The 22,570-nt window shown below is 33.9% G+C and carries 15 protein-coding genes; 2 read left to right on the plus strand and 13 right to left on the minus strand.

Features of this window, described 5'->3' with window-relative positions; translation table 11 throughout:
- Positions 1-85 precede the first annotated feature (85 nt).
- The 3 genes from murJ to Q0W95_RS04365 all read right to left on the minus strand — a co-directional run bounded on the left by murJ (position 86) and on the right by Q0W95_RS04365 (position 4,110).
- Entirely contained in the window at positions 86-1,606 is a 1,521-nt protein-coding gene (gene murJ, locus Q0W95_RS04355) for a murein biosynthesis integral membrane protein MurJ (protein WP_297790293.1), read from the minus strand.
- A 15-nt stretch (positions 1,607-1,621) separates the two neighbouring features.
- The gene (locus Q0W95_RS04360; protein ID WP_297790294.1) at positions 1,622-3,061 is read right to left on the minus strand and encodes an LCP family protein; all 1,440 of its coding nucleotides are present in this window, start codon (positions 3,059-3,061) and stop codon (positions 1,622-1,624) included.
- Between the two features lie 209 nt (positions 3,062-3,270).
- Positions 3,271-4,110 (minus strand): aldo/keto reductase, encoded by an 840-nt coding sequence (locus tag Q0W95_RS04365; RefSeq protein WP_297790295.1) that lies wholly within the window; start codon positions 4,108-4,110, stop codon positions 3,271-3,273.
- An 85-nt stretch (positions 4,111-4,195) separates the two neighbouring features.
- On the opposite strand from Q0W95_RS04365, the gene fabG reads away from it, so the two are divergent.
- A complete protein-coding gene (gene fabG, locus Q0W95_RS04370; RefSeq protein WP_297790296.1) occupies positions 4,196-4,924 on the plus strand; it encodes a 3-oxoacyl-ACP reductase FabG in 729 nt (242 codons plus the stop codon).
- A 49-nt stretch (positions 4,925-4,973) separates the two neighbouring features.
- Here fabG and Q0W95_RS04375 read toward each other — a convergent pair whose 3' ends face one another.
- The 8 genes from Q0W95_RS04375 to Q0W95_RS04410 form a co-directional block, all read right to left on the minus strand.
- A complete protein-coding gene (locus tag Q0W95_RS04375) occupies positions 4,974-8,336 on the minus strand; it encodes a UvrD-helicase domain-containing protein (RefSeq protein WP_297790297.1) in 3,363 nt (1,120 codons plus the stop codon).
- On the minus strand, positions 8,329-11,697 hold the full coding sequence (locus Q0W95_RS04380; protein WP_297790298.1) for a PD-(D/E)XK nuclease family protein: 3,369 nt from the start codon (positions 11,695-11,697) through the stop codon (positions 8,329-8,331). The genes Q0W95_RS04375 and Q0W95_RS04380 overlap by 8 nt, the downstream gene beginning before the upstream one ends.
- Complete coding sequence (locus Q0W95_RS04385) at positions 11,694-14,732, minus strand: AAA family ATPase (protein WP_297790299.1); 3,039 nt, start codon at positions 14,730-14,732, stop codon at positions 11,694-11,696. The genes Q0W95_RS04380 and Q0W95_RS04385 overlap by 4 nt, the downstream gene beginning before the upstream one ends.
- On the minus strand, positions 14,729-15,829 hold the full coding sequence (locus Q0W95_RS04390) for an exonuclease SbcCD subunit D (protein ID WP_297790300.1): 1,101 nt from the start codon (positions 15,827-15,829) through the stop codon (positions 14,729-14,731). The genes Q0W95_RS04385 and Q0W95_RS04390 overlap by 4 nt, the downstream gene beginning before the upstream one ends.
- On the minus strand, positions 15,826-16,548 hold the full coding sequence (locus Q0W95_RS04395) for a YaaA family protein (RefSeq protein WP_297790301.1): 723 nt from the start codon (positions 16,546-16,548) through the stop codon (positions 15,826-15,828). Before Q0W95_RS04395 ends, Q0W95_RS04390 begins: the two co-directional genes overlap by 4 nt.
- A 74-nt stretch (positions 16,549-16,622) precedes the next feature.
- Positions 16,623-17,432: a metal ABC transporter permease gene (locus Q0W95_RS04400; protein ID WP_297790302.1), complete on the minus strand. Its 810-nt coding sequence runs from the start codon at positions 17,430-17,432 to the stop codon at positions 16,623-16,625.
- A complete protein-coding gene (locus Q0W95_RS04405; protein ID WP_297790303.1) occupies positions 17,425-18,090 on the minus strand; it encodes an ATP-binding cassette domain-containing protein in 666 nt (221 codons plus the stop codon). The genes Q0W95_RS04400 and Q0W95_RS04405 overlap by 8 nt, the downstream gene beginning before the upstream one ends.
- A gap of 7 nt (positions 18,091-18,097) precedes the next feature.
- The gene (locus tag Q0W95_RS04410; protein WP_297790304.1) at positions 18,098-19,144 is read right to left on the minus strand and encodes a zinc ABC transporter substrate-binding protein; all 1,047 of its coding nucleotides are present in this window, start codon (positions 19,142-19,144) and stop codon (positions 18,098-18,100) included.
- Positions 19,145-19,238: 94 nt separating this feature from the next.
- On the opposite strand from Q0W95_RS04410, the gene Q0W95_RS04415 reads away from it, so the two are divergent.
- On the plus strand, positions 19,239-19,649 hold the full coding sequence (locus Q0W95_RS04415; protein ID WP_297790305.1) for a Fur family transcriptional regulator: 411 nt from the start codon (positions 19,239-19,241) through the stop codon (positions 19,647-19,649).
- A 231-nt stretch (positions 19,650-19,880) separates the two neighbouring features.
- Here the strand turns inward: Q0W95_RS04415 and Q0W95_RS04420 are convergent, their stop codons facing one another.
- On the minus strand, positions 19,881-20,684 hold the full coding sequence (locus tag Q0W95_RS04420) for a metallophosphoesterase (protein ID WP_297790306.1): 804 nt from the start codon (positions 20,682-20,684) through the stop codon (positions 19,881-19,883).
- Positions 20,677-22,479 carry an NAD(+) synthase gene (gene nadE, locus Q0W95_RS04425; RefSeq protein ID WP_297790307.1) on the minus strand — a complete coding sequence of 601 codons (1,803 nt, stop codon included), beginning with the start codon at positions 22,477-22,479 and terminating at the stop codon, positions 20,677-20,679. The genes Q0W95_RS04420 and nadE overlap by 8 nt, the downstream gene beginning before the upstream one ends.
- Positions 22,480-22,570 lie beyond the last annotated feature (91 nt).

The following is a 22,570-nucleotide window of genomic DNA, read 5'->3' on the forward strand; positions in this document are numbered from 1 at the left end:
ATTATACATTAAAGTATGTTAACATAAAACTCTATCTACTTTTTTTCTACATAATTTATAATATCCATAAAAGTTATTGATGTAACTATTTACCAATTTTTCTAAGTAAGATATTTATCAATTTATCAATTTCTTCTATTTTTTCAAAATAAATTATAACAAGATAAGTTAATGCAGAAATTATAATAGTTAATAACAAAGCTATAGCTAATACTAGGTAATTTGATAATAGATTAAAACCCATAAAAGTTACATAAGCCATAATGGATGACGCTATAAGAATTTTGATCTGACTAGTTACTTTTTCTCTTAAATTAAATCTTCCAAATTTTTTTAGATATACAACAAAAATTATAAGAGATCCAAGTGCTGTCGAAATGCTTGTCGCATAGGCTATGCCGTCTATGCCGAATCTTTCTACCAAGACCATATTTAAAAGTACATTTATGGCTTGTTGGAAGAGGATTATAAGTAGTGGGGATTTGGAGTCTCCTGTTGCGTAGAAGACGTTGGATATTATTTTTAGTATTGATATGAAGATGATGTAAGGGGCGTAGGATATTAATAGGGAAGCTACAATCCTCGTGTCAGCTGGGCTAAAGGCGTGTCTTTCGTAAATTAATCTAATCATTGGGCTTGCTAGGGCCATCATGCCAAAGGTGGCTGGGAAAACAAGAGACATGGTTAATACAAGACTTTGTGATGTTTTTTCTTTCATCTCTTCTATCTTTCCCATATTTGCAAGTTTGGCTATTTTGGGGAGGGTGATTGTCGCTATGTTTATAGTAAAGACTTCTACTATGAAGTCTAGCATATTTTCTGTATAAAAGAGCTTGGCGACGGAGTCTATCCCAAGATAGGCTGATGCCATGGATTTATCTATTAGGATTGATAGTTTGTTTGCTGCACTTGATATGATGATTGGAATCATAATTGTGAGCATGTATTTTATGTAAGGATTTTTGAAATCTATTGTTTTCTTGTAGACAAATCCTAGTTTCCTGCTGACAAAGGGAAATCTTGAAAATTGGATTATGCTTCCTATAAGGGTTCCTATTATTAGAATGTAGGGATTTCTAAAAATTCCTGTAAAAAAGGTTGCTCCAATTACAAATATATTTATGACTATTCCTGGTATGACTGGATCTATGAAGTTACCCTTGGCATTTAGAAAGCCTCTTATAACTGCTGAATATAGAAATATGAAAATTGATAGAGCCATTATTCTTGTAAAGCTTGCTGCCATTTGTAGAGATTTTCCACTAAGATTTGGTGAAAAAATTTTTGCTATTTGACTAGCAAAGATAGTAACTAGGATAAAGGTAACCAATCCATATACCATCAATAGGTTGATAAGGTTTGAGGTAAAATCTCCCGCAGCTTTTTCTCCCTTTTCAGCTTGAACCTTTGTATATACTGGAATGTAGGATGAAACTATTCCTACAATAACTGTATACATCATTATGTCAGGAATAGTTGTCGCCGTAACATATATTGACTTGATTTCTCCTGTACCGAGTATCGCAGCCATAACTGATTCTCTTACAAATCCAAATAGTTTAGATAAAATTGTAATAATCATAAGTATGACTGTAGTTTGCCCCATATTTCTTTCCTTGTATTATTTGTTGTTTTCTATTATTTTGTCATGAACTTCCTTAATGGATTCTTTGTTAGCCACCATCATGTAGAGATTGGCATTTGGCATGAGGTAAGAATCTAGCCCCATAGTTCCTTTTCCTTTAAGGGCTTGACTTTCAATTTTCCATTCGCCACCATCTTCTAGTTGTTTGTTCACAAGTTCAATCATCTTGTTGTAGCCTATATCTGTGTTTACTGATTCTAAGGCTATATTTGCAATTTGATTGAAATTTATTAGCATCTCAGGACTTAACATCTTCCTGATAATACCTGTAAGAACCCTGGTGTGGTTTTTGCCCCTATCAAAGTCTCCTTCTTGGAGGTGATATCTTTCCCTAGAAAATGATAGAGCCATATCCCCATCCATATCTATTCTTCCCTGAGGAAAATAATATGAGCCATGAGTTGATTCAAAAGCCACTGGGTTATCTACGCTTATTCCTCCAAGAGTATTAATAAGATCTGTTAGACTAGTAAAATTAACCTTTCCATAATAATCAAGATTTACATCAAGGAAGCTTTCAAGACTCTTCATTGATGTATCAACACCGAAAAGTCCAGCATGGGTGAGTTTATCTAGCTTATCTCCCTCTCCTCCAATGGATAGGTAGGTATCTCTAGGTATTGTTGTAATCAAAATTTTCTTTTTGATAGGATTTACACTTACTATCAAGTTTACATCTGATCTTGATACAGTAGATAGGCTACCATAGGTATCTATTCCAGATAGGTAGATGTTAAATGATTGGTTCTCTTTAACTTGCTCTTTTTCAGCCTTTTTTTTCTTTTCACCCTCAACTAGTATCGAATCAAGCACCCTAGTCTTTTGTGAAAATCCCTCTATACTCTCGTCAAGAAGTGGCCTGAATGATTCATTTAGCATCATTACTTCGATATTACCATCAAGAAGACTTGTAGCTACTGCTTGGTAGTTAGTTAGATCTTTTGACTTTAACTCTGTCCCATAATCCTTTTTGTAGCTGGCAAATGCTTTGTCTGTATTTTCTTTATCAAAACTTTGGGCTGTCCCAATTTCTTTACCAGCAATATCCTTTAGATTTTTGATTTTGGAATCTTTAAGGACAACAAATGATATTTCACTTTTCTCTCTAGTTGTTTTGTTGTTAATCTCCTCTAATGTCTTTATTGACTTTCTAGCATAGGACATAAACGCAACCTGTCCTAGGCTTAATATAAGCAAAAATATTATAGATGCCACCTTCAGTGCCTTGGTATTTTTCTTTTTTACAAAACCAAGGTAAATGAATAAAGCGAAAATGAGTCCAAGAAAGACAAGAAGCCCATTTCTGTATCCTAAAGGAAGAATCTTATATTTAAAAAGAAAGTACAAGAAGACAACATTTATTATCGCTGATAAAATAACTACGCATTTTGTAAGTATATTTTTTGATTTTTCCATTATTTATCCTCTTATATTATTTTACTTAATTATGGTACTCAATCCGAAAAATTTGTCAATAATTTGTAGGCTCAGTATATTTATAATTGATGCTTAAATAACCATTGAAAAGATCGTATTTTATATGTATTTATAAATTTATATTTACATAAAAATACCCCTCTCAATCCATTTTGAAAATAAGGGATATTAGGGGAATGATTATAATATTATTCCATTACTCTTGCTTTTTCTAGCCACACTTGATCAAGGGGATCGTTTGAGAATCTTTGCTTTCTGTCTAGAATTTTTAGGGAATTCATATCGCTTTCGTCAAGTTTAAAATCAAAGATAGCTATATTTTCCTCTAGCCTTTCTTTATGGACTGATTTTGGGATTATCATGCTTTCCCTATCGATGTGCCATCTAAGAGCAATTTGAGCTGGTGTTTTCTTGTATTTTTTAGCTATTTTATTTAAGATTTCTTCGTCAAAAAGTCCTCCTCTTGCCCTTGCTAGGGGACTCCATGCTTGGTGAGTTATACCTTTTTCTCTTAGAAAGCTCTTTGTTTCAGGGTCTTGGAGGAAAAGATGACTTTCTAGTTGATCCATGGATGGTTTTTCTCCTACTTCCAGAAGTTTTACCACTTGTTCTGGCATGAAATTACATACAGCTATTGATTTGATTACCCCTTGCTTCTTGTAGTCCATAAAAACCTTCCAAGACTTGTCAAAATCTTTGCCGAACCAATGGAGGTGGAGCACATCGATGTAATCTATTCCAAGATTTCTAAGTGATTCATCTATGGATCTTTTAGTCTTGTCAATTCCAAAGTCTGATGGCCAAACTTTAGTTGCAAGCATATAATCACTTCGCTTTTTGCCTGAAATTTTTAGAGCCTTGCCAATATATCCTTCATTATTATAAAATTTGGCAGTATCAAAGTATTCATATCCCAAGTCTAGGGCAGAGATAATCACTTCTTCCATTGTTTTTTCATCTTCTATCTTGTATGTTCCAAGCCCCATAGCTGGAACTTTTAATCCATCATTTAGCGTGATATATTTCATGTAAACTCCTTGTCTATCTGCTTTTTCTTTACTATTGATACCCAAATATGTTTTTGCTTAAAGCTTTTTATGATACAATTAACTTATGAAAACAGTTTTAATTACAGGTTCTTCTCGTGGTATTGGGGCTGCCATCGCCAGAAAGCTTAATCCAAATTATAAAATAGTTATCAATTACAATAAGAGTAAGGAAGTTGCCCTTAAGCTCCTTAATGACCTTCGCAAGACCAATCCCAATGTTATTGCCATAAAGGCTGATGTTGGTGATGAAGAAGAGGTCAATTCAATGTTTGACCTTACCGAAAAAAACTTTGGCTCTGTCGATATCCTCATAAACAACGCTGGACTTTCTTCATTTGACCTTGTGCAAGATATGGAATATGCAAAGTGGAAGAGGATTATGGCTACCAACCTTGATTCGGTTTTTCTTACATCCAAGAGAGCTATCCCTAAGATGATTTCCAAGAAAAATGGAATAATTGTAAATATGTCTTCTGTTTGGGGCGAATATGGTGCAAGTATGGAGGCTTGCTATTCTGCTTCAAAGGGTGCAATAAATTCTTTTACCAAATCTCTTGCCAAAGAACTTGCTCCTAGTGGTATCAGGGTCAATGCAATCGCCCCTGGTATTGTTGATACTGATATGATGAGAAATGACTTTTCTGTAAATGAACTTGAAGATCTAAAGTGTGAAGTTGGTCTCAATCGCTTTGCAAGGGCCGATGAAATTGCAAGTCTAATCTCATTTCTTATTTCAGATGAGGCAAGCTACATAACAGGAGAAATTATCAATATAAATGGTTCTTTCTACTAAAAAACCTGAACTTGTTGGTTCAGGTTTTAGATTTATCAATACTTGTAGCTTATATTTCACTAAATTCTTTGAAATTGTACCAATAGATAAGGGATTTTTGAACTTTTTTCCCAAGAGCATCTTCAATAGCTTCTCTATATATAGAAAGTTGCTTGTCATAGAAACCTTCTCTCTTTTTTTTGTCAGTCTTGAAATCTACTAGAACAATTCCATCCCTTGTTTCAAATAACAAGTCTATTTGTCCATTTACATAATAATCCCCTCTTTCCATAAGGAAGGATTCCTCTTTACGAATATTCAAGGAAGTCTGGGTAAGATTCTTTACAAGAGGACTATTAAAAAAGGTCAACAACTTATCTATTTCAATAATTTTTTTAGTATCTTTGTCGATTTTCCTCTCTCTAATCAACTTATCAAGCTCATCTTCCATGGATTCTTCATCATAATTCTTAAAGCTAAGGGCTTGAAAGGCCTTATGAATTATAGTTCCCCTATCGACAGCCTTATATACTTTGACATCGTCAATAAAGTTTGGTTTTCTAAAATCTGATGATGGTTCTTCTAGTCCGTAACTTGGTAGCTTATAACCATCCATGGAAGGATCGAAATCTTTGCTTATTTCAGTTACTGATTTTTTGATTGATTCATTAGTATCAGCAGAATAAGGATAAGCCTTATCAAAAATTTCAGTAAATTCCTTGTAGATTAATGGATTTGCTTCTCCATCTTCTAAGAAACCTCTTATATCTACACTTTGATATTTATCAATCTTCTCACATTCTGTTACTAGACTTATTTCTGCGAAATCTCCCAACAAATCTGTTTCATAGTCATCAAATATCCCTTCAGAAATCTTATCAAAAGATAGGATTGCTAAGATCCAATCTAGGTAGTTGGTCATAGAAAGGTAATCAGTTTTCTTATCAATCTTGTTAAGATTCTTTAGATTTCTTGTTCCTGTTATATAAAGCCTTTCCTCAGCTCTCGTAAGGGCGACATAGAGAACTCTCATCTCCTCTTTTCTATTAGCCACCTTGATTTTTTCTAAAATCAAACTTTTCTTGAGTGATGGAAAGCGAACCTTATTCTCATAGTCTGAGAGGTTAATGCCTATGCCTTTTTCGTCATCAAAAACAACGGCCTCCCTGCTATCTTGGTTATTGAAATTTTTACTTGCATCGGCAAGGATTACAACTGGAAATTCCAGACCCTTGGACTTGTGTATGGTCATAATCCTAACTAGGTCTTCACTTTCTGAAAGCTCTCTTGCAGTTTTCATATCATCTGACCTATAAGTAGCTAGATTTTCAACATAATCCAAAAACCCAAACAAGCCATTATCATTTGACCTATCATAATCGTCCATTATATCAATAAAACTTTCCACATTGGCAATCCTCTCCTCAGCCCTATCTCTCGCCATTAAAAACTCATAAAGACCTGTTTTCTCGAAGAGATAAGTTCCAAATTCATAGAGACTTAGAAGTGATATCATGGAGGATAAGTCATAAAAAATAGTCTTAAAATCATTGATTTTATTTAGAAGATTATCCTTAATCGCATAAGCTTCAAAAGCTTTAACGAAAGAATAGCTATCGCTAGCAAGTCTTATGCTTACCAAATCATCCTCACTAAAGCCAAAAATTTCCGACCTTAAAAGAGCAAGAAGGGTTAGGTCCTCTTTGGGATTAACCAAATATTTAAGGATATTTATAAAAAAGCTAACTTCAACAGCACCGAAGGAAACCTTACTTATATCGTTGAAGAAAGGAATCTCTGCTTTTTTGAAAGCTTCTTCATAGAGGTAGGAGCTTTTGCCTGACCTTAGGAGGATTGCTATGTCCCTGTAATTATATCCCTCACTTTTTATTTGTCCTATAAGCTCTACCAGATAATCTTCTTCATTTATGCTATTATCAATAACTGCAACATGAACTTTCTTAGCTGAAGAGTCGTTTGACCTAGCTGGATTTAGCCTATGGCCACCATTTTTATAGTCAATATCGGAACTTTCTCTAGTCATAAGCCTATCGAAAATATAATTATCAAAATCAAGGATATCCTTATCTGACCTAAAGTTTTTGTTGAGATTTATTCTTTGTGACTTATCCGCTTTGTCATAACTTGTAAGCTTTTCTAAAAACAATCTAGGCTCAGCTCTCCTAAAACCATAAATTGATTGCTTGACATCTCCTACAAAAAATAAATTATCCTCCCCTTTTAGGGATTCGATTATATAATTTTGAATTTCATTGGAGTCCTGATATTCATCAAAGAAAATATAGTCAAAATTCGCCTTAAGCTTTTCTCTAGCTTCTTTTATATCAATTAATTCGATGAACTTATGCTCCATATCTGAAAAATCTAGGTAAGTTTTGCTTTCTTTTATTCTTAAGTAGGTATCCATAAAGTCTTTAACCAAAATATTAATCTCAGCAAGAATTTCTGCCTCTTTGCCAAAAAAAATAGCCATAGTTTCGCTATCGGTGTTTTTTACAAACTTATAGATATTTTTAAGGTCATCCTTGTAGGTATCTCTTGTTTCTTTGATAAAATTATAGGCTTCAGGATTATCGGTCTTAGTCTTTGTAATCTTCCCAAAAGATGCCTTTCCTATTCTTCTTATAAACTTATCCCAATCACTTTCAATTAGTAAAACTAGGTCGCTAATGGTAGATAGGTCATCGTAAATCAACTCTTGATGCTTATCTCGCATGCCCATATCTTGGGTATACTTGTAGTTTGCCTTAGCAAGATTTAGGCTAGCCTCAAGTGTTTCTTTGACTTCCTTTTTGAACCTATCAAGGCTAAAGGTGTCCTCACACATTTTATCAAGCCATTCAACAGGTCTAACTTGAGACATTATCTTGGCATAGGTTTTTAGGATTACTTGCTTGGCACCATTGTCATTTTTGTTTTTTGAAAAATTCCTAAGAAAGTTGACAAATCTATCGTCCATTTGCTCATAGGCCCTAGTAAAAACATCATCCAAGGCCTGAGCCATAAGGATTGTGGTTGTATTATCAGAAACAACCTTAAAACTTGGAGATAAGTTATTAAAATAATAGAAGTTTTCCCTAAGCATATCTGAACAGAAAGAATGGAGGGTCTTTATTTGGGCGTATTTAAGGTTTTTTATCTGGTCTTTTATAAATTTAAAGTCAGCTCCTTCTTTTCTAAGTTCTTCTTCAAGAGCAGTTCTAATCCTATCTTTCATTTCGACAGAGGCCTTGTTGGTGAAGGTTACTATAATGAACCTTGCTATATCCTTCTTATCTTCTATGAGCAATTTTATAATCCTTGTTACAAGAACGCTAGTTTTGCCAGAACCTGCCGCAGCAGATACTATTATATTTTTTCCTCTACTTGTAATGGCCTCCTTTTGCTCATCGGTAAAACTCATCTTAGACATCTTCCTCACCTCCTAGGTCTTTTAGGGTCAAACTCTCATTAAAGTTTCTAAATCTTAGCTGGTCTATAGTCGGGTCAAACTTGCATACCCCCTTATAGGCACAATATTGGCATTCATTTTTGTCGGACTTGTAACTTAGTGGATTGAGTTTTATATGACCTTGTTTGATATTACTTATATATTTACTTACCAACTTTTTTGCGAAATCTTCTAGTCTTTTCATTTCTTCTGGTTGAAGAATATCCGATTTTTTGATATCTATAACTGAGGAAGCTTTTAGGTCATCAGCATTCTTATCTATAAGTTTAAATATTTCATCATTTATTTTAACAATAAGCCCATTTATCCTAAATTTATCTAGGATTGATGCTTCTATAGCCTCCTTGGAATATCCATCTTTGAGAGATTCTAAATCATCCTTCAAGGGCATATAGAAAGAGCCTATCGGAACCATCACCTCTTTATTATTTTGTGATAGAGCCATCATATAGACTAATAGCTGGAGGTCTAAGCCATTGAGTAGGTTTACAATTTTAAACTCCTTATCTCCAGTTTTGTAGTCGATTACTCTTACGAATTGATCTTTCTTATCTATCCTATCAATCCTACCTCGCAAGTAATTTTCATCATCTACATAAACTTCTGGAAAGCTTAACTCATCCTTATAACCAAAATCTTTTTCAACAGCATAGATTTTAAAATCCCCATTTTTCACTTGGTCTATTACTTTTAAGGCATTTCTTTTACTTGAGTTCAAAATATTATTTAAAATAAACTTATTTCTAGGATCCTCCCTCCTAGTTTGGTCAAGACTTTTCTCTGTTGCTTTTTTGAAATTCTCAATGAGGATTTCTTCGAGATTTTTCTCATCTATCTTATCAAAATCTAATTCCTTGAGGATTTTTGATATATCTTCAAGCAGTTTATGGACAATATTTCCAACTTCCATATTATCAACATCATAGGAAGCAGAGACTGATGGTCTAAGCCCATAGTTTATAAAATATCTGTAAGGACATTTTGAATAAGTCTCGATCTCGCTTACATTAAAGTGATTTTTCCTATAAAGCCTATCTGAAAGGTCTTTGGCTAGATTCTTTTTATCATTTGTATACAAAAGTCCCTTTTCAACAAGGTCAAAGCCTTTTCTAGCTTGCAGATATCTTACAAAAGCCTTAGCTATATCCAAATCATCAAAGCTGACTTTTTCTTTTTTCATGATTTTTCTGATAGTTGCCAGAGCATATTTTTGCATTTTCTCATAGGAAAATTTTTGTATGGATAAATTTAGGTTATTGCCGTAAATCATCGCTTGTGGATTGATTTTTCCTTCCTCATCTCTAAAAATATTCATTATAGAATTGAGGACTACAGACTTATTTATTGCCTCAGATTTTCTATTTGCTAGAGCGTAAGAGAAAAAGATTCTATCCGATATACTAATCATCCTATAAAGATTGAGCTTCTCCCTTTCATCAAGGTCTTCATCAAAAACCTTTAGGTCAAGATCTAAGCTTCTTAGCTTGTCCTTCTCATTTTTCCCAACAATCATATCTTTAGATGAGCCACTTGGGAAGAACACATCATTAAGACCTAGGGCAAAGTTGATTGGCCTATCAGAAATCCTTGCTCGGGCAAAGGAAGTAACGATGATATGGTCTTTGCTTGGAGGGATAATTCCAACATTTATATCCCTGCAAGTAGCCTCAATCAGCTTATAAATTTTTTCAAGCTTAGCCTTTCGATTTCCCATAAGGGCAACAACTTCTTCGAGAATTTCTATAAACTTATCCCACACTTGGTCATTTTCCTTGTAATCATCAAGCTTACCTGTCGTTTTTAGGATAGCCTGATACTTGGAAATTCCCTTTCTTATTTGCTCATCATTAATAATAGAAAAAATATCTGAGGCTAAGTCGGTTGTTGTTTTTTCAAATTGACCAAGAATTGGTTTAATAAGACCCGTTATTCTATCCCTTATTTCATTTACAAGTTCATATTCTTCTTCCTTTTCCCTAAGCTTTTCTTCTTTTTTCGGATCAGCTTCATACAAATTTTGGTAAAAACCATAATCAAGAGTGAAATATTTGTCTTTTAGGAACATAGCTCCCTTGATTTTCCTGTTTTTGATAAAATTTTGAAAAATAATAACTTTTCGCTCAAAATCCTCTGTAAAACTAAAGATTCCTGACCTTAAAAAATAATTCATATCCTCTGTTGAGAAATTATAAAGTGGCAGACGTAGGATGGCAAGAAAAGTTTTTATGATATGGTTGTCTATCAATTTCCTAGAAACATCCATAAAAACTGGTAACCTATACCTATTAAATACTTTTTTTATTTCATTTTGATACTCATCATCACTAGATATGTAAATTCCGATGTCTCTGTACCTATATCCTTCTTTTTTGACCATATAATTTATTAGCTCGGCAGTTGTTTCTACCTCTGTCTTTGTAGAGATATTTTCTACAAAGCGAATATGGGAAGGAGCTTTAGCATAGGTCTTGTAGGTATATCTATCAAAGCTTTCAAGTAGGTGGTATATATCTTCCTTTCCCTTGCTAGCATCCAAAAAGATATCCTTAGTTTGGCTAAGGTCGTTGAGCTTTCTATAAAATTTCACAGCTGAATCAAAAATTTCAAGATCCGAAAATCTAGCAGCATGAAGAAAAGTCTTATCAAGATTCAGGGAAATATTAACATCATTTCCCCTAGCCAGAAGAGCCTCAACAAAGGAAAGCTTGAGTTCGGATAGGCTATCAAATTTATCAAAATAGAAGCTTACTCCATCAAGAAAGTCGCAAGTCGGGAGTTTATCTATAATGTAGGATAAACTATCTTCTGAATCAATAAATTTGTTGGAGATCTCCTTCTCATATTCATCATAAATCATCTTAACTTCTCTAAACTTTATCTTGGTTATTGGGTCATCTGAATTTTCAATACTTTTAAAAAACTTTTCATCAAATTTATTGTCTTTTATTGATGCAATAAGGGAAGATATGTTATTTACAAAGTCGATGTTATTGTAATTGTTCTTAAACAAAGAAAAAGTTTCATTTTTGTCTTGGAGAATGTTTGTTATTAACAGAAGTTTTCCATTTTTTGTAAGAAATTTCTTTTCACTTTCCCCAATCTTATCGGTTATAAAGCTTTTTAGGGATGAAAAGCTTAATATTTTTGCATCCATAACTGACTTATATGAAATATTTTTCATAAAATTGATGTCAGTTTGGAGGGTATACTGTTCTGGAACAAGAAGGATTGCCTTCTTACCATTTTTTAAGTCTTCCTCAATTTTTTTATATAGATAGCGAGAACTCTCCTTTGGAAATCTCGAAATTATTGTAGTAATCACGTCATAACCTCCACGCTAGAACCTAAGTTTGGTTCATACTTAACCCTTATCTTGGCTTCTATTGCCTCTTTCAATTCATCAACATGAGAAATCAGCCCTATAAATTTATCTTCATAGGAAAGCTTTTCGATAGCAGTGATAACATTTGTCAAATAGTCCTTGGATAAGGTTCCAAATCCCTCGTCAATAAAGAGAGTATCAATTCTTATTCCTCCATTTTCCATACTTATTTCATCTGACAGACCCAAGGCCAGCGACAAACTAGCAAGGAAACTTTCTCCACCAGAAAGAGTTGCAACAGGACGAAGTTTTCCTGTGTTAGCATCTAGGATTTCTATATCAAGACCCGCCTTACTTCTCAAATCACTAGCATCAGAATTTCTCACCATTGAAAACTGGTTGTCGGTCATATCCAAAAACCTAATATTAGCAAGTCTTAATACTTTGTCAAAATAGAAAGTCAACACAAAGGTTTCAAAATCAATTTTCTCCCTGCCAATAACTTTCCCAAAGCTTCCATCTGCAAGCTTAGAAAGTTTTGCCAAAACCTTGTGACTTTTAACATTATTATCATAGTCTTTCTTGAGGTCGTCAATCCTTTGGAGAACTCTTTCAAAATTTGTAATTTGAGCAAAGACTTCTGCTTTTTTATCTGAAAGCTCCATCTTGTAGCTAGCTTCATCTTCTATTTTTTGATTTAATTCAAGGATATTTTGAGGCTCTTTGTCCTTGAATACAAGATAATTTTCTAGACTTGCCCTTAACCTTTCAAGGTCCTTGAAGTAGGTGATAAGATAATCTTTATTTCCGATTATCTTATCATATCTTGCAAGAGCTTGTGTATAAGCATCCTCACTAGCAAAACTTTCTGCCATTACTGTCTTAAATTCACTATCATATTCATCTGATTTTTCCTCTAAATCCTTGATGGATTGTTCCTTATTAATAATATTTGAAGAAATCTCCTTCAATATCAACTGAGATTTTTGATAAGAAGATGTGATTTCTGCAATTTTATCAGCTAAGTCTTTGATTTTTTCTTTAAGTTTAGCTTTCTTTGCTACTAGGTTATCTTCGCTAACATTTTCCATCTTCTCCTTTAGGCTAAGGTATTTTATCTCTATGTCCTTGGATTTCCTCAAATGTTCTTCCAAAGAATTTATCCTATCTTCAAGCTCCTTAATCCTTGCCCTAATAAATTCCAAAGTCTTCTTTAGCTTTTCTCCATCGGCTTTTCTTTTTTTATAATCCTCCCTAAGACCCAAAAGCTTATCTTCTAAGTCTTTTTTATTTGAATAATTTCTATCTATAAGACTCCTAAGCTCTTGCAAGCTCGTCTTAAAGGTATGACTTTCCATGATTTTTTTTACCTGAGCATCCCTTAGGAGGATAGCTTGGTCAATATTTGCCATATCTCCCAAGATTTTTTCAAGGTCAAAGTCCCCAGTAGGATACTTCTCAAAATGATTTCTATGGCTTGTTTTACAAACTGGACAGATACCTTGGTCATTAAGCTTATCTATCATCTTATTAATAATGGCAAGTTCATTATTGCTACGAGCTTTTTTTTCAATAGCTAGGATATGGTTTTTCTTATCCTTTAGGCCTTCTATCTCTTTTTTGTAGATTTCAATTTCCTCGAGTTTTTTTAGGTCATCTTCTAATTTTCTTGTATTTTCTGCCAAAGATTGAAGACTTTGGTTGATAAGGTTACCTTTTTCTGTAATTTCTCTTAGAATTTCGTTGTTTAGGTCAAAAATTTCCCTGTCCTTGGCAAAATTCGTCTGTAAATTTTCTCTTTCCTTTTGGCAAAGGTCAAAGTCTTTTCTTTCCTTATCAAGACTTAGGTAGGACTTTTTCGCATCAGCAAAGTTTTCTAGCTCTGTCAAAGTCTTAGAAATATTTTCATCCTCAATCTTTAACTTATCAAGAGCTTTAGTCAAGGAATTTACATCTTGGTAGTCTTTTTCTATTTTTTTAAATAATTTTTCCTCTTCTTTTTCCCTCGACCTATCTTCCTCCAAAGACTTCTCAATGGCTTTGATATCATCAAGGTTTGTCTTATATCTTTTTTCATAGATGTAAATATTTTTCGCAAGCTCTGCTTTTTTTATTTTTTCCAAAAGGTCTTTATTGTCCTCTTCCTCACCCAGATATGGAAGGATCTTTTCTTCAATTTGCCTATACTTTTCTATGTTTTGATTGAAATTCCTTGCTTGTTCAAGACTCTTGTAGAGGTTTTTTAGATTATCATCAAGCTTTTGTTCCTTAGCTGAAATATTTTTATAGACCTTGTCGACTTCTTCTTTACCTGACCTTATACTTGCTAGAATTTGGTCAAATTCATGAGTTAATATATCATCCTTATCTACCAAGTCCTTAATTTCCTTGCTATAATCAAGAGTAGTTGTAAGTTCCCTATCTATTAGATCCATTTGCTTGATTGAATCTTTGGACGCCTCTTTAAGCTTATCCTGCATATCCTTATACTCGTAAGTTTTAAAAATATCGCCCAAGAGGCTAGCCTTATCTGTAGATTTCGCAGAAAGAAATTCCTGAAATTGACCTTGAGCAAGTAGCATAACCTTGGAAAATTGCTTGTCATCAAGGCCGATTATTTCCTTTATAGCTTCATCCGTCTCCCTTTTCTTATCAGAAATAAACTTTTTTTCTCCCAAGTTTAACTCAAAAAGGCTTACAGAGCTTGAAATATTCTGACCTTTTTTTGTTTTCTTGGCAATTTGCCTTGGAATTCTCTCTATTAAATAAGTTTTATCTCCAACCTCAAATTCAAGACTTACAAAAGTATAGGGATCCTCTTCTGAAAGGAAATCACACCTAAGCCTATCATCATCAATTTCTCTAGCAACCTTACCATAAAGAGCAAAGCTTATGGCATCAAAAATACTAGTTTTGCCAGAGCCAGTATCACCTGATATAAGGAAAATTTTCCTATCATATAGTTTTGAGAAATCAATTTCAACTTGGTCCTTGTAGGTTATAAACCCTCTCATTTTAAGTATTTTAGGTCTCATTCTATAATCCTTTGTAGGGTCTTAATTTCTTCATCGCCCATATCTTCATCCATCTTGAACTTGTAAAAATCCTCGAAAAGTTCCAAGATTCCCTTGTTTTCTATATCAATATCCAAGGAATCTTCCCTAGTAAAGGCTAGTTTATTGGCGTATGAAATAGAAACTGCCAAGGGAAATTTCTTTTTAAGCCTAGCCATAGCATTTTCTATTGTATAATCATCTTCTAGTATGAATTTGACATAATTTTTGGAAGCTTCACTCTTTAATATATCTTCAAATTTCCCTTTCCTTATCTCAAAATCCCTAAAAGTTTTTAACTTAATTTTTGATATTTTAACCTCATCTGTTAAATCGACTATTGTTACAGTCTTAGTTTCCTTGCTCTCATCAAAAGAATATTTCATAAAAGTTCCAGAATATCTAATCTTAGGTTCAAGCACAAAATGTGCCCTATGGAGATGACCTAGAGCAACATAGTCGAAGTTTCTAAACAAATTTGCATCCATGGCATCACTGCCACCGATTGTGAGGGGTTTTTGCCCATCGTCATAAGCATTTTCATCCTCTAACCCCATATTTGATGCATAGCAATGAGTTATTAGGACATTTCTATCATCGTAGCTAATCACACTAAGGAGCTTTTTGTAGAGGTCTGTGAAATTATTAATAGTAGGGTCAAGCTCTGCCCTAGCCTTACTTATAGAAATGAAAGGGATTAGGTGAAAGTTTATCCTTCCATAGGCATCCTCAAAGGAAATTATATTATCTTCCAGCTCACTGACTAGGTAATAATTATTGGATCTATAGAAATTTTTATTTATATCAAGTCGCTTTGAAGAATCATGGTTTCCAGCTATGGCAAGAACTTTTTTCCCAAGACCAAAAATCACCTCTTCCAGAAAATCAGAATAAAGACTAAGAGCCTCAGCACTCGGAATTGATGTGTCAAATATATCTCCTGCAATCATCACAAGGTCAATATTTTCCTCATCAATTATTCTTACTATATCTTTTAGGACAAATCTTTGGTCTTGCAAAAGAGAATAAGTCCCGATATTTTTTCCTAAATGAAGGTCTGATAAATGAAGTAATCTCACGATTTTCTCCTTACAAAAACAAGGTTGGATCCAGTGGACTTGTAGGAATCATAAACATATCCATCAATTTCTAATTTCTTGACCTCATCAAGTCTAGCTATTTTCCTTGTAATAATTTCCTTTAGCATCTTTCCTCTCATCTGTTTGGTCCAAGATACAATAGACCTAAATTTACCATTTTTTTCATCCTTGAAATCGACTGTAACAAACTCATCTCCTTCTTTTAAGTAGGGTTTGATGGTTTTTGAGTATTCCTTGCTAGCAAGGTTTAAAACAAGATCCTTATCCTTAAAAATTTCCCTGTAAATATCATCCTTCCAAAAATCATAGAGATTAATCATCTTATTATCGAAATATAATCTATAGTCCCTGATTCCTGTAAAAGGCTTGAGTGGTCCATAAAGGGCTGATATTACATAGACATGGTCATTTAGATAAGATAAATCCTTAAAATCATCATAGGAAAATTGCTTGAAAACTAGACCATCATAGGAAAAAAGTGCTGGATTTCCCAAGTCTTCAAAATCGAAATCCTGAAAATCAAAGTAGGCCTTTTCTGTTAGTTGGTCATTAGTTTGATTGAGATTTCCTAGCTCATTGATTGAAAGTTTCTTTATTTTTTCTACAAGGTCCTTAGTTTTTTCTGGATAAATTAATGGACTTGTTGCTATATCCTCAAAGTGCTTAAATCTTTTTGCTGGTGATATAATAATTTTCATATTTACCTTCCTTTTATGTATACTATACTCCACGAAAAAAGTAGGCCTAAGCCTACTCGTATTTATCCAAATATTTATTTTTTTATAAGCAACTTTTGCCTTGTCATTGTAAATATACTAACTAAAATCAAAACGATTATTGCTATTAATACTATTGAACCACCAGGTTTTACTCCCAAATAAAAACTTGCTGTAATTCCTGTAAGCATAAAGGCTAGGGAGAGAATTATTGATAGAATGTAGGAAGTCTTGTAGGATTTGCTTACAAGTAACGAAGTTGCTACTGGCACTACCATGAGGGATGTTATCATCAATGCCCCAACTGTTTTAGCTGAAATTGCAACAGTTATCGCTGTCAAAAGTGTAAAAATAGAATCTACTAAATCTGTCTTAACTCCTGATAACCTAGACATCATAGGATTTATCAAGTTGTAGAGAAGGGCATTGTAAAAATAAATCGAAACACCGACTACAACGACAAAAACACATGCGATAAGACTTAGATCCTGCTTGCTTACGGTTGTAATTGATCCGAACATGAATGATTCAAAGCTAGCTCCTCCAGGTGTAAAATCAGAAAGAACTGCTGCAAGACCAATACCTCCAGACATTACTATAGCAGTAGCCATATCTCCATATTGGTCGAAGCGTCTCCTAATTACTTCTATAGCAAAACTTGCCACTACACAAATAACTAAGGAAGTCCACAAGGGATTTATCCCAAAAATCAACCCAATGGCTATCCCTGAAAGCGAAGAGTGACTCAAAGCGTCCCCTATCATGGAGGTCTTTCTATTTATCATAACTATTCCAATCATTGGGATAATTATAGAAAGCATTATTCCTGCAAGGATAGCTCTTTGCATAAAATCATAATTAAGCATCAACAAGCCTCCCTTCTTTTAAATAGACGGTTTTTGTTACATAATTCTTAATTAATTCCATCTCGTGGCTTATTATCAGAATACTTATACCGTGATCTCTATTTAGGTGGCCAAGCAATTTTAGGAAGTCTTCCTTGTGTTTCGCATCAATCCCAACTGTTGGCTCATCCAGAATTAACATTTGAGGAGTTGATACAAGGGCTCTTGCAATCATAACCCTCTGTTGCTGACCTCCAGATAGGGTTCTGAAAGGCTTATCCAATAGCTTTTCTATAGCCAAAGATTGAAAAACATTTTTCACATCCATAATAACTTTCCTAGTTGGCATATTGAAAATGTTAAATTCTTTGTACAAGCCTAGACTTACATACTCCTTGCAAGTAACTGGAAATGAGATTTTTGACGAATCATTTACTTGGGGAACATAGCCTATTTTTTCGTAGGCTGTAAACTCTTCTATGGGCTTACCCAAAAGTTTAATCTCTCCAGAATCTTTTTTAATCACTTTAAGTATCAGCTTGATTAAGGTGGACTTACCTGACCCATTTTCTCCACTTATAGCTATAAAGTCCCCATCATCTAAGCTAAGGTTGATATCATCCAATATTAAATTTTCATCATATCCAAATTTAAGGTTTTTTATATCTAGTAATCTCATAAATATATTATGACATAGACTTGTATATTGCTTCAAGGTTTTCTTTAATCATTTCTTGGTAGGTCTTATTTGATGAGAGTTCTTCATCAGTTGCAAATTCAAGTGTATTTATTGGCTTAGCTTCTGCACCAATTTCATCCGCAAGAGTTTTAGCTTCCTTATCTGAGCCTCCCATTTCATAAAATACAGTCTTTAATTTAGCTTCTTTTGCAAGATCAGCAACTTCTTTAAGAACCTTGGCGTCAGCTTCCCCAGTGGATGTTAGGCTATTTAGAGGGATTTGTTCGAGATTAAATTCACGAGCAAGGTAGCCAAAAGCTTGGTGAGGAACAATAAATTTATTATTTTGAACCTTTGCAAATTTGTCCTTATATTCGGCTACGATATCGTCTAATTCTTTGGCGATTTTTTCATAATTTGTCATGTAGTAATCCTTGTTTGCAGGGTCAATCTCAGCAAGCTTATCAGCTATAACCTTAGCTTGAGCCTTACCATTTACAGGATCAAGCCAGGTATGTGGATCAAATTCGCCGTGGTGGTGGTCGTGGGCTTCTCCTTCGTCATGGTCGTGGTCATTATCTTCATGAGAATCGTGATCAGAATCTTCATGGCCATGGTCGTGATCTTCTTCGCTTGCCTTAATCAAGTCAATACCTTTGCTTGTATTCACAAGGTCGATATCAACTGTTTTTTTAACAGCATCTTCCCACTCTTCCATGCCTGCTCCATTTATAAACATTATTTTAGAAGAAGATAGTTCTGCTATTTCTTTGGCAGATGGTTCAAATCCGTGGCTTTCAGTCTTTAAGTTAGTAAAAGATTTGACCTCAAACTTATCTCCTGCGATTTGCTTAGCAAGATTATAGATTGGGAAAAATGATGTATATATTACATTTTCTTCCTTGGCATCTTCTGCTTTTTTGCTATCTTCTTTGACATTTTCTTCGACTTTTGTTCCATCTTTTACAGTCTTATCTTCTGTGTTTGTCTTATTAGCACAAGCTGATAAAAATGTAGCGAGAGCTAGAACTGTGATTATATTTTTAATTTTCATATATTACTCCTTTATTGCAAGTTATTTGCATGTATGATTATATGGGTATTTTCTTAACTGTCAAATAAAAGTATAATACAAGGGAGGTGAGGACGTGAATATAGAAGAACTTTTAAAAAATAAAGGCTTGAGAATTACCAAGCAAAGAAAAATCCTAGCAGAAACTTTGTACAAAGAAAAAAATCCAATATCAGCAGAAGAAATTTATGGACTTATTAAGGAAGATATTGATGTAGATTTATCTACAATTTATAGAAATCTTAACACACTTGAAGAAAATAATATTCTTCTAAAAACTACCAACATAGATGGAATAAGCTACTACCAAATCAATAATGATGAGCACAAACATTTTATCACTTGTACCTTGTGCAATAGGAAATTTATCCTAGAAAACTGTCCTGTCCATCTACTAGAAGATGAAATACAAAAGGAAACTGGTTTCGTAATAACAGGTCATAACTTTGAATTTACAGGCATTTGCCCAGATTGCCAAAAACTATGATTCAAATTAGCATTTGGTATTATTTATGTGCATGTAGACCCCCTAGTTGAATATTAAAAATTTAAAATGCAATAAGTGATGAGTAAAATATTTGTTCTACTTCCTTTAGTTAGTTTTTATTTCTAACTTAGGAAGTAAACTTATATTACTCATCACTTTTAAATTTCACTTATGGCAGGTCTGGAGGGAATCGAACCCCCATCTTTGGCTTCGGACACCCTTGTTTTACCACTAAACTACAGACCCATTTTTTATTTCAATATTTGAATAGCCTATAGGATTTAGAAATCTTAGAGGCAAGAAAGTATTTCCAAGTCCACTATCCACATATATTATACCATTTTTGTAAGGAAATATTCCCTTGTCAAAATCAGGCAAAAATCCCTCCCCAGGACTTAAAATAGCCCCTATGAATGGAAGTCTAACCTGACCACCATGAGTATGACCAGAAAATACAAAGTCAAAATCATCTCTTTTGTCATCTCTAATTGGCTTGGAGAAGTGGCTTAGGATGATGTTTATCTCTTCATCTTTCGGCTTATACTTATTATAAAATCTTGCATAATGACCAAGTCCATACAAATTGACAAGATTATCACCCACCTTTATTTTTCTACCATCATTGAATAAGTATCTTATGCCTAAAGTTTCCATTTCTCTGACAAAAACATCAAGCTTTGGACCTGCTTCCTCGTGGTTGCCACTTATAAAATAAGCTGGTATTCCAAGTTGCATCAAGTTTTTCAAAAAGAAAAGACTTCTTTTTATTTTCTTGTCAGTTCCATAATCAATTATATCGCCAGTTAATATTATAAAATGAGGGTTGAAAGTTTTTATTGTCTCTATCACTTCACCCAAATTTGCCAAGACATTGGAATGAAAGTCAGATATTTGCGTTATTCTTAATGGAGTCTTGATTTTCGGTGAATACAGCTTTATTCTTTTTTCCTTAGCATAAAAGCACTGCCTATCAATGTATAGCCCAAGACCTAGGGCAAAAACCCCTAGGCCTAGATCCATTTTTTTCTTAATCATCAAAGTCTCCTAGATAAAGGTTTGATGCTAGATCTGATGGAATCTTGTAACCCATCCTAGGTGAGGTTGATAGGCCAGTTATGTTTGGTCCATCGACTGCTGTAGCTCTCTTAAATTGAGATAAGGCAAAGCGTTTGTAATAAGACCTTAGCCATTTTTTTATTGTTTCATAATCGTAGGTGTCTATAAAAGCATTCTTAGCTAGGGCTAGGATTTGTCTGGGACTTAGTTTTTCCTTTAAGTGGTAGTAGATGAAAAAGTCAATTAGTTCGTAAGGACCTATAATATCTTCAGTTTTTTGGCTGATATTTTCATCACTTTCATTTTTTAGCTCTGGAGAAATCGGAGTTTCCAATATATCTCTTAAAACTTTTGCTAATTTTTCATTATTAGTTGTTTCTGCTAGCCTTCCGACAATAAACCTCAGATGAGTTTTAGTTAAGGTCCCATTAAGAGAGTAGTTGCTTATATGATCGCCATTAAAAGTTGCAAATCCCTGCATACACTCTGACAAATCACCTGTTCCAATCACTATTCCCCCATGCATATTGGCAAGGTCAAGGAGAACTTGGGTTCTTTCCCTAGCTTGGGCATTTTCATAAGCAAGGTCTTGACTTACTCCATCATGACCAATATCTTTTAAATGGACTTTAACAGATTGCGAAATATTTATTTCAGTTAAAGTAATCCCCAAGGCTTCACATAGGTAATTTGCGTTGGACTTTGTTCTTTTGCTTGTTCCAAAGGCTGGCATAGTGTAGGCGTGGATATGTTCTTTAGAAAGTCCTACTTTTTTGTAGGCTTCATTTATAAATAAAAGAGCCATGGTTGAATCTAACCCTCCAGATACCCCAAGAAACACATCCTTGACACCAATTTTTTTAATCCTTGTTAGGAGAGCTTCTGTTGCTATATCCATAACATCACTTACATAAGCATCAGCCATATCTTTGCTAGGCAAATATGGAAATTTGTCTACCTTATCTACTTTTTCAGTAAATTTAGTAAAAGCCCAAGGACCATTACCATCAATTTCAAAGGACTTTGTTAAATAGACACTCTCATTCGTTGCCCAAGTTTTAAGTTCTCCATCACAAGCTATGATACAAAGGCCTTGGTAAACACAATCAGTGCTTGATTCCCCAGCTCCTGTCCCCGTTGAAACATAAACAAGATTTTTAGAAAGATAGGAAACATCTTCTAGGGTCTTTTGCTTAGAAAGAACTGTTTTTTCAAAGGCATTTGGATTTAAAATCAAATCCGATCCAAGGGTCTTGGATGATAGACTTTGAGGAATATCTTTTTTTTCATCTTCACCAATAGATACTCCTATTCTAAGGCCACCAAAATTTATAGGGTGATATGAATTAACTGGAAGGTCTAAACTATTAATTCTAAATGAAGTAGGAGCAAGGTTTGAAAATACAGTCTTTTCATAATTTTTGAGCTTATCTTTTACAAAGGTACTAACTACTTCTCCCTTTTTAAGGAGAAGATAGGTGTTAAAAACTTCCCCACAGGCTCTTAGCGGTGCACCTATTCCTACAAGAAGATCATAGTCCTTTGTAAACTCGCACATATCACAAACAGCTTTTTCGACTTGGTCTATAAGAATATCTTCCTCGTAGGCATCGTACAAAGAAGCACCAGTAAGACAAAGTTCAGGCAAAGAAAGAATATTAACCCCTTCATCCTCTGCTTTTTTAACTATATTTTTAATCTCAATTACATTTTTTTCGACATCTCCAAGACTGATATCGAAATTTGTCGATAAAATTTTTATATTTCTTTTCATAAATACCTCTCTTCCTATTATATGAGATAAAAAAGGATTAGTACTGTCTCTTATACACATCTGACGCTGCCGACGACCTAACACAGGTGTA

Origin of the sequence: uncultured Anaerococcus sp., assembly GCF_947253225.1 — a bacterium.
In the GTDB taxonomy this organism is placed as follows: Bacteria; Bacillota; Clostridia; order Tissierellales; family Peptoniphilaceae; genus Anaerococcus.

Coding starts and splice junctions, on each gene's coding strand:
- murJ (WP_297790293.1), bottom strand. CDS start 1,606: ATGGGGCAAACTACAGTCATACTTATGATTATTACAATTTTATCTAAA.
- Q0W95_RS04360 (WP_297790294.1), bottom strand. CDS start 3,061: ATGGAAAAATCAAAAAATATACTTACAAAATGCGTAGTTATTTTATCA.
- Q0W95_RS04365 (WP_297790295.1), bottom strand. CDS start 4,110: ATGAAATATATCACGCTAAATGATGGATTAAAAGTTCCAGCTATGGGG.
- fabG (WP_297790296.1), top strand. CDS start 4,196: ATGAAAACAGTTTTAATTACAGGTTCTTCTCGTGGTATTGGGGCTGCC.
- Q0W95_RS04375 (WP_297790297.1), bottom strand. CDS start 8,336: ATGTCTAAGATGAGTTTTACCGATGAGCAAAAGGAGGCCATTACAAGT.
- Q0W95_RS04385 (WP_297790299.1), bottom strand. CDS start 14,732: ATGAGACCTAAAATACTTAAAATGAGAGGGTTTATAACCTACAAGGAC.
- Q0W95_RS04395 (WP_297790301.1), bottom strand. CDS start 16,548: ATGAAAATTATTATATCACCAGCAAAAAGATTTAAGCACTTTGAGGAT.
- Q0W95_RS04400 (WP_297790302.1), bottom strand. CDS start 17,432: ATGCTTAATTATGATTTTATGCAAAGAGCTATCCTTGCAGGAATAATG.
- Q0W95_RS04405 (WP_297790303.1), bottom strand. CDS start 18,090: ATGAGATTACTAGATATAAAAAACCTTAAATTTGGATATGATGAAAAT.
- Q0W95_RS04410 (WP_297790304.1), bottom strand. CDS start 19,144: ATGAAAATTAAAAATATAATCACAGTTCTAGCTCTCGCTACATTTTTA.
- Q0W95_RS04420 (WP_297790306.1), bottom strand. CDS start 20,684: ATGATTAAGAAAAAAATGGATCTAGGCCTAGGGGTTTTTGCCCTAGGT.
- nadE (WP_297790307.1), bottom strand. CDS start 22,479: ATGAAAAGAAATATAAAAATTTTATCGACAAATTTCGATATCAGTCTT.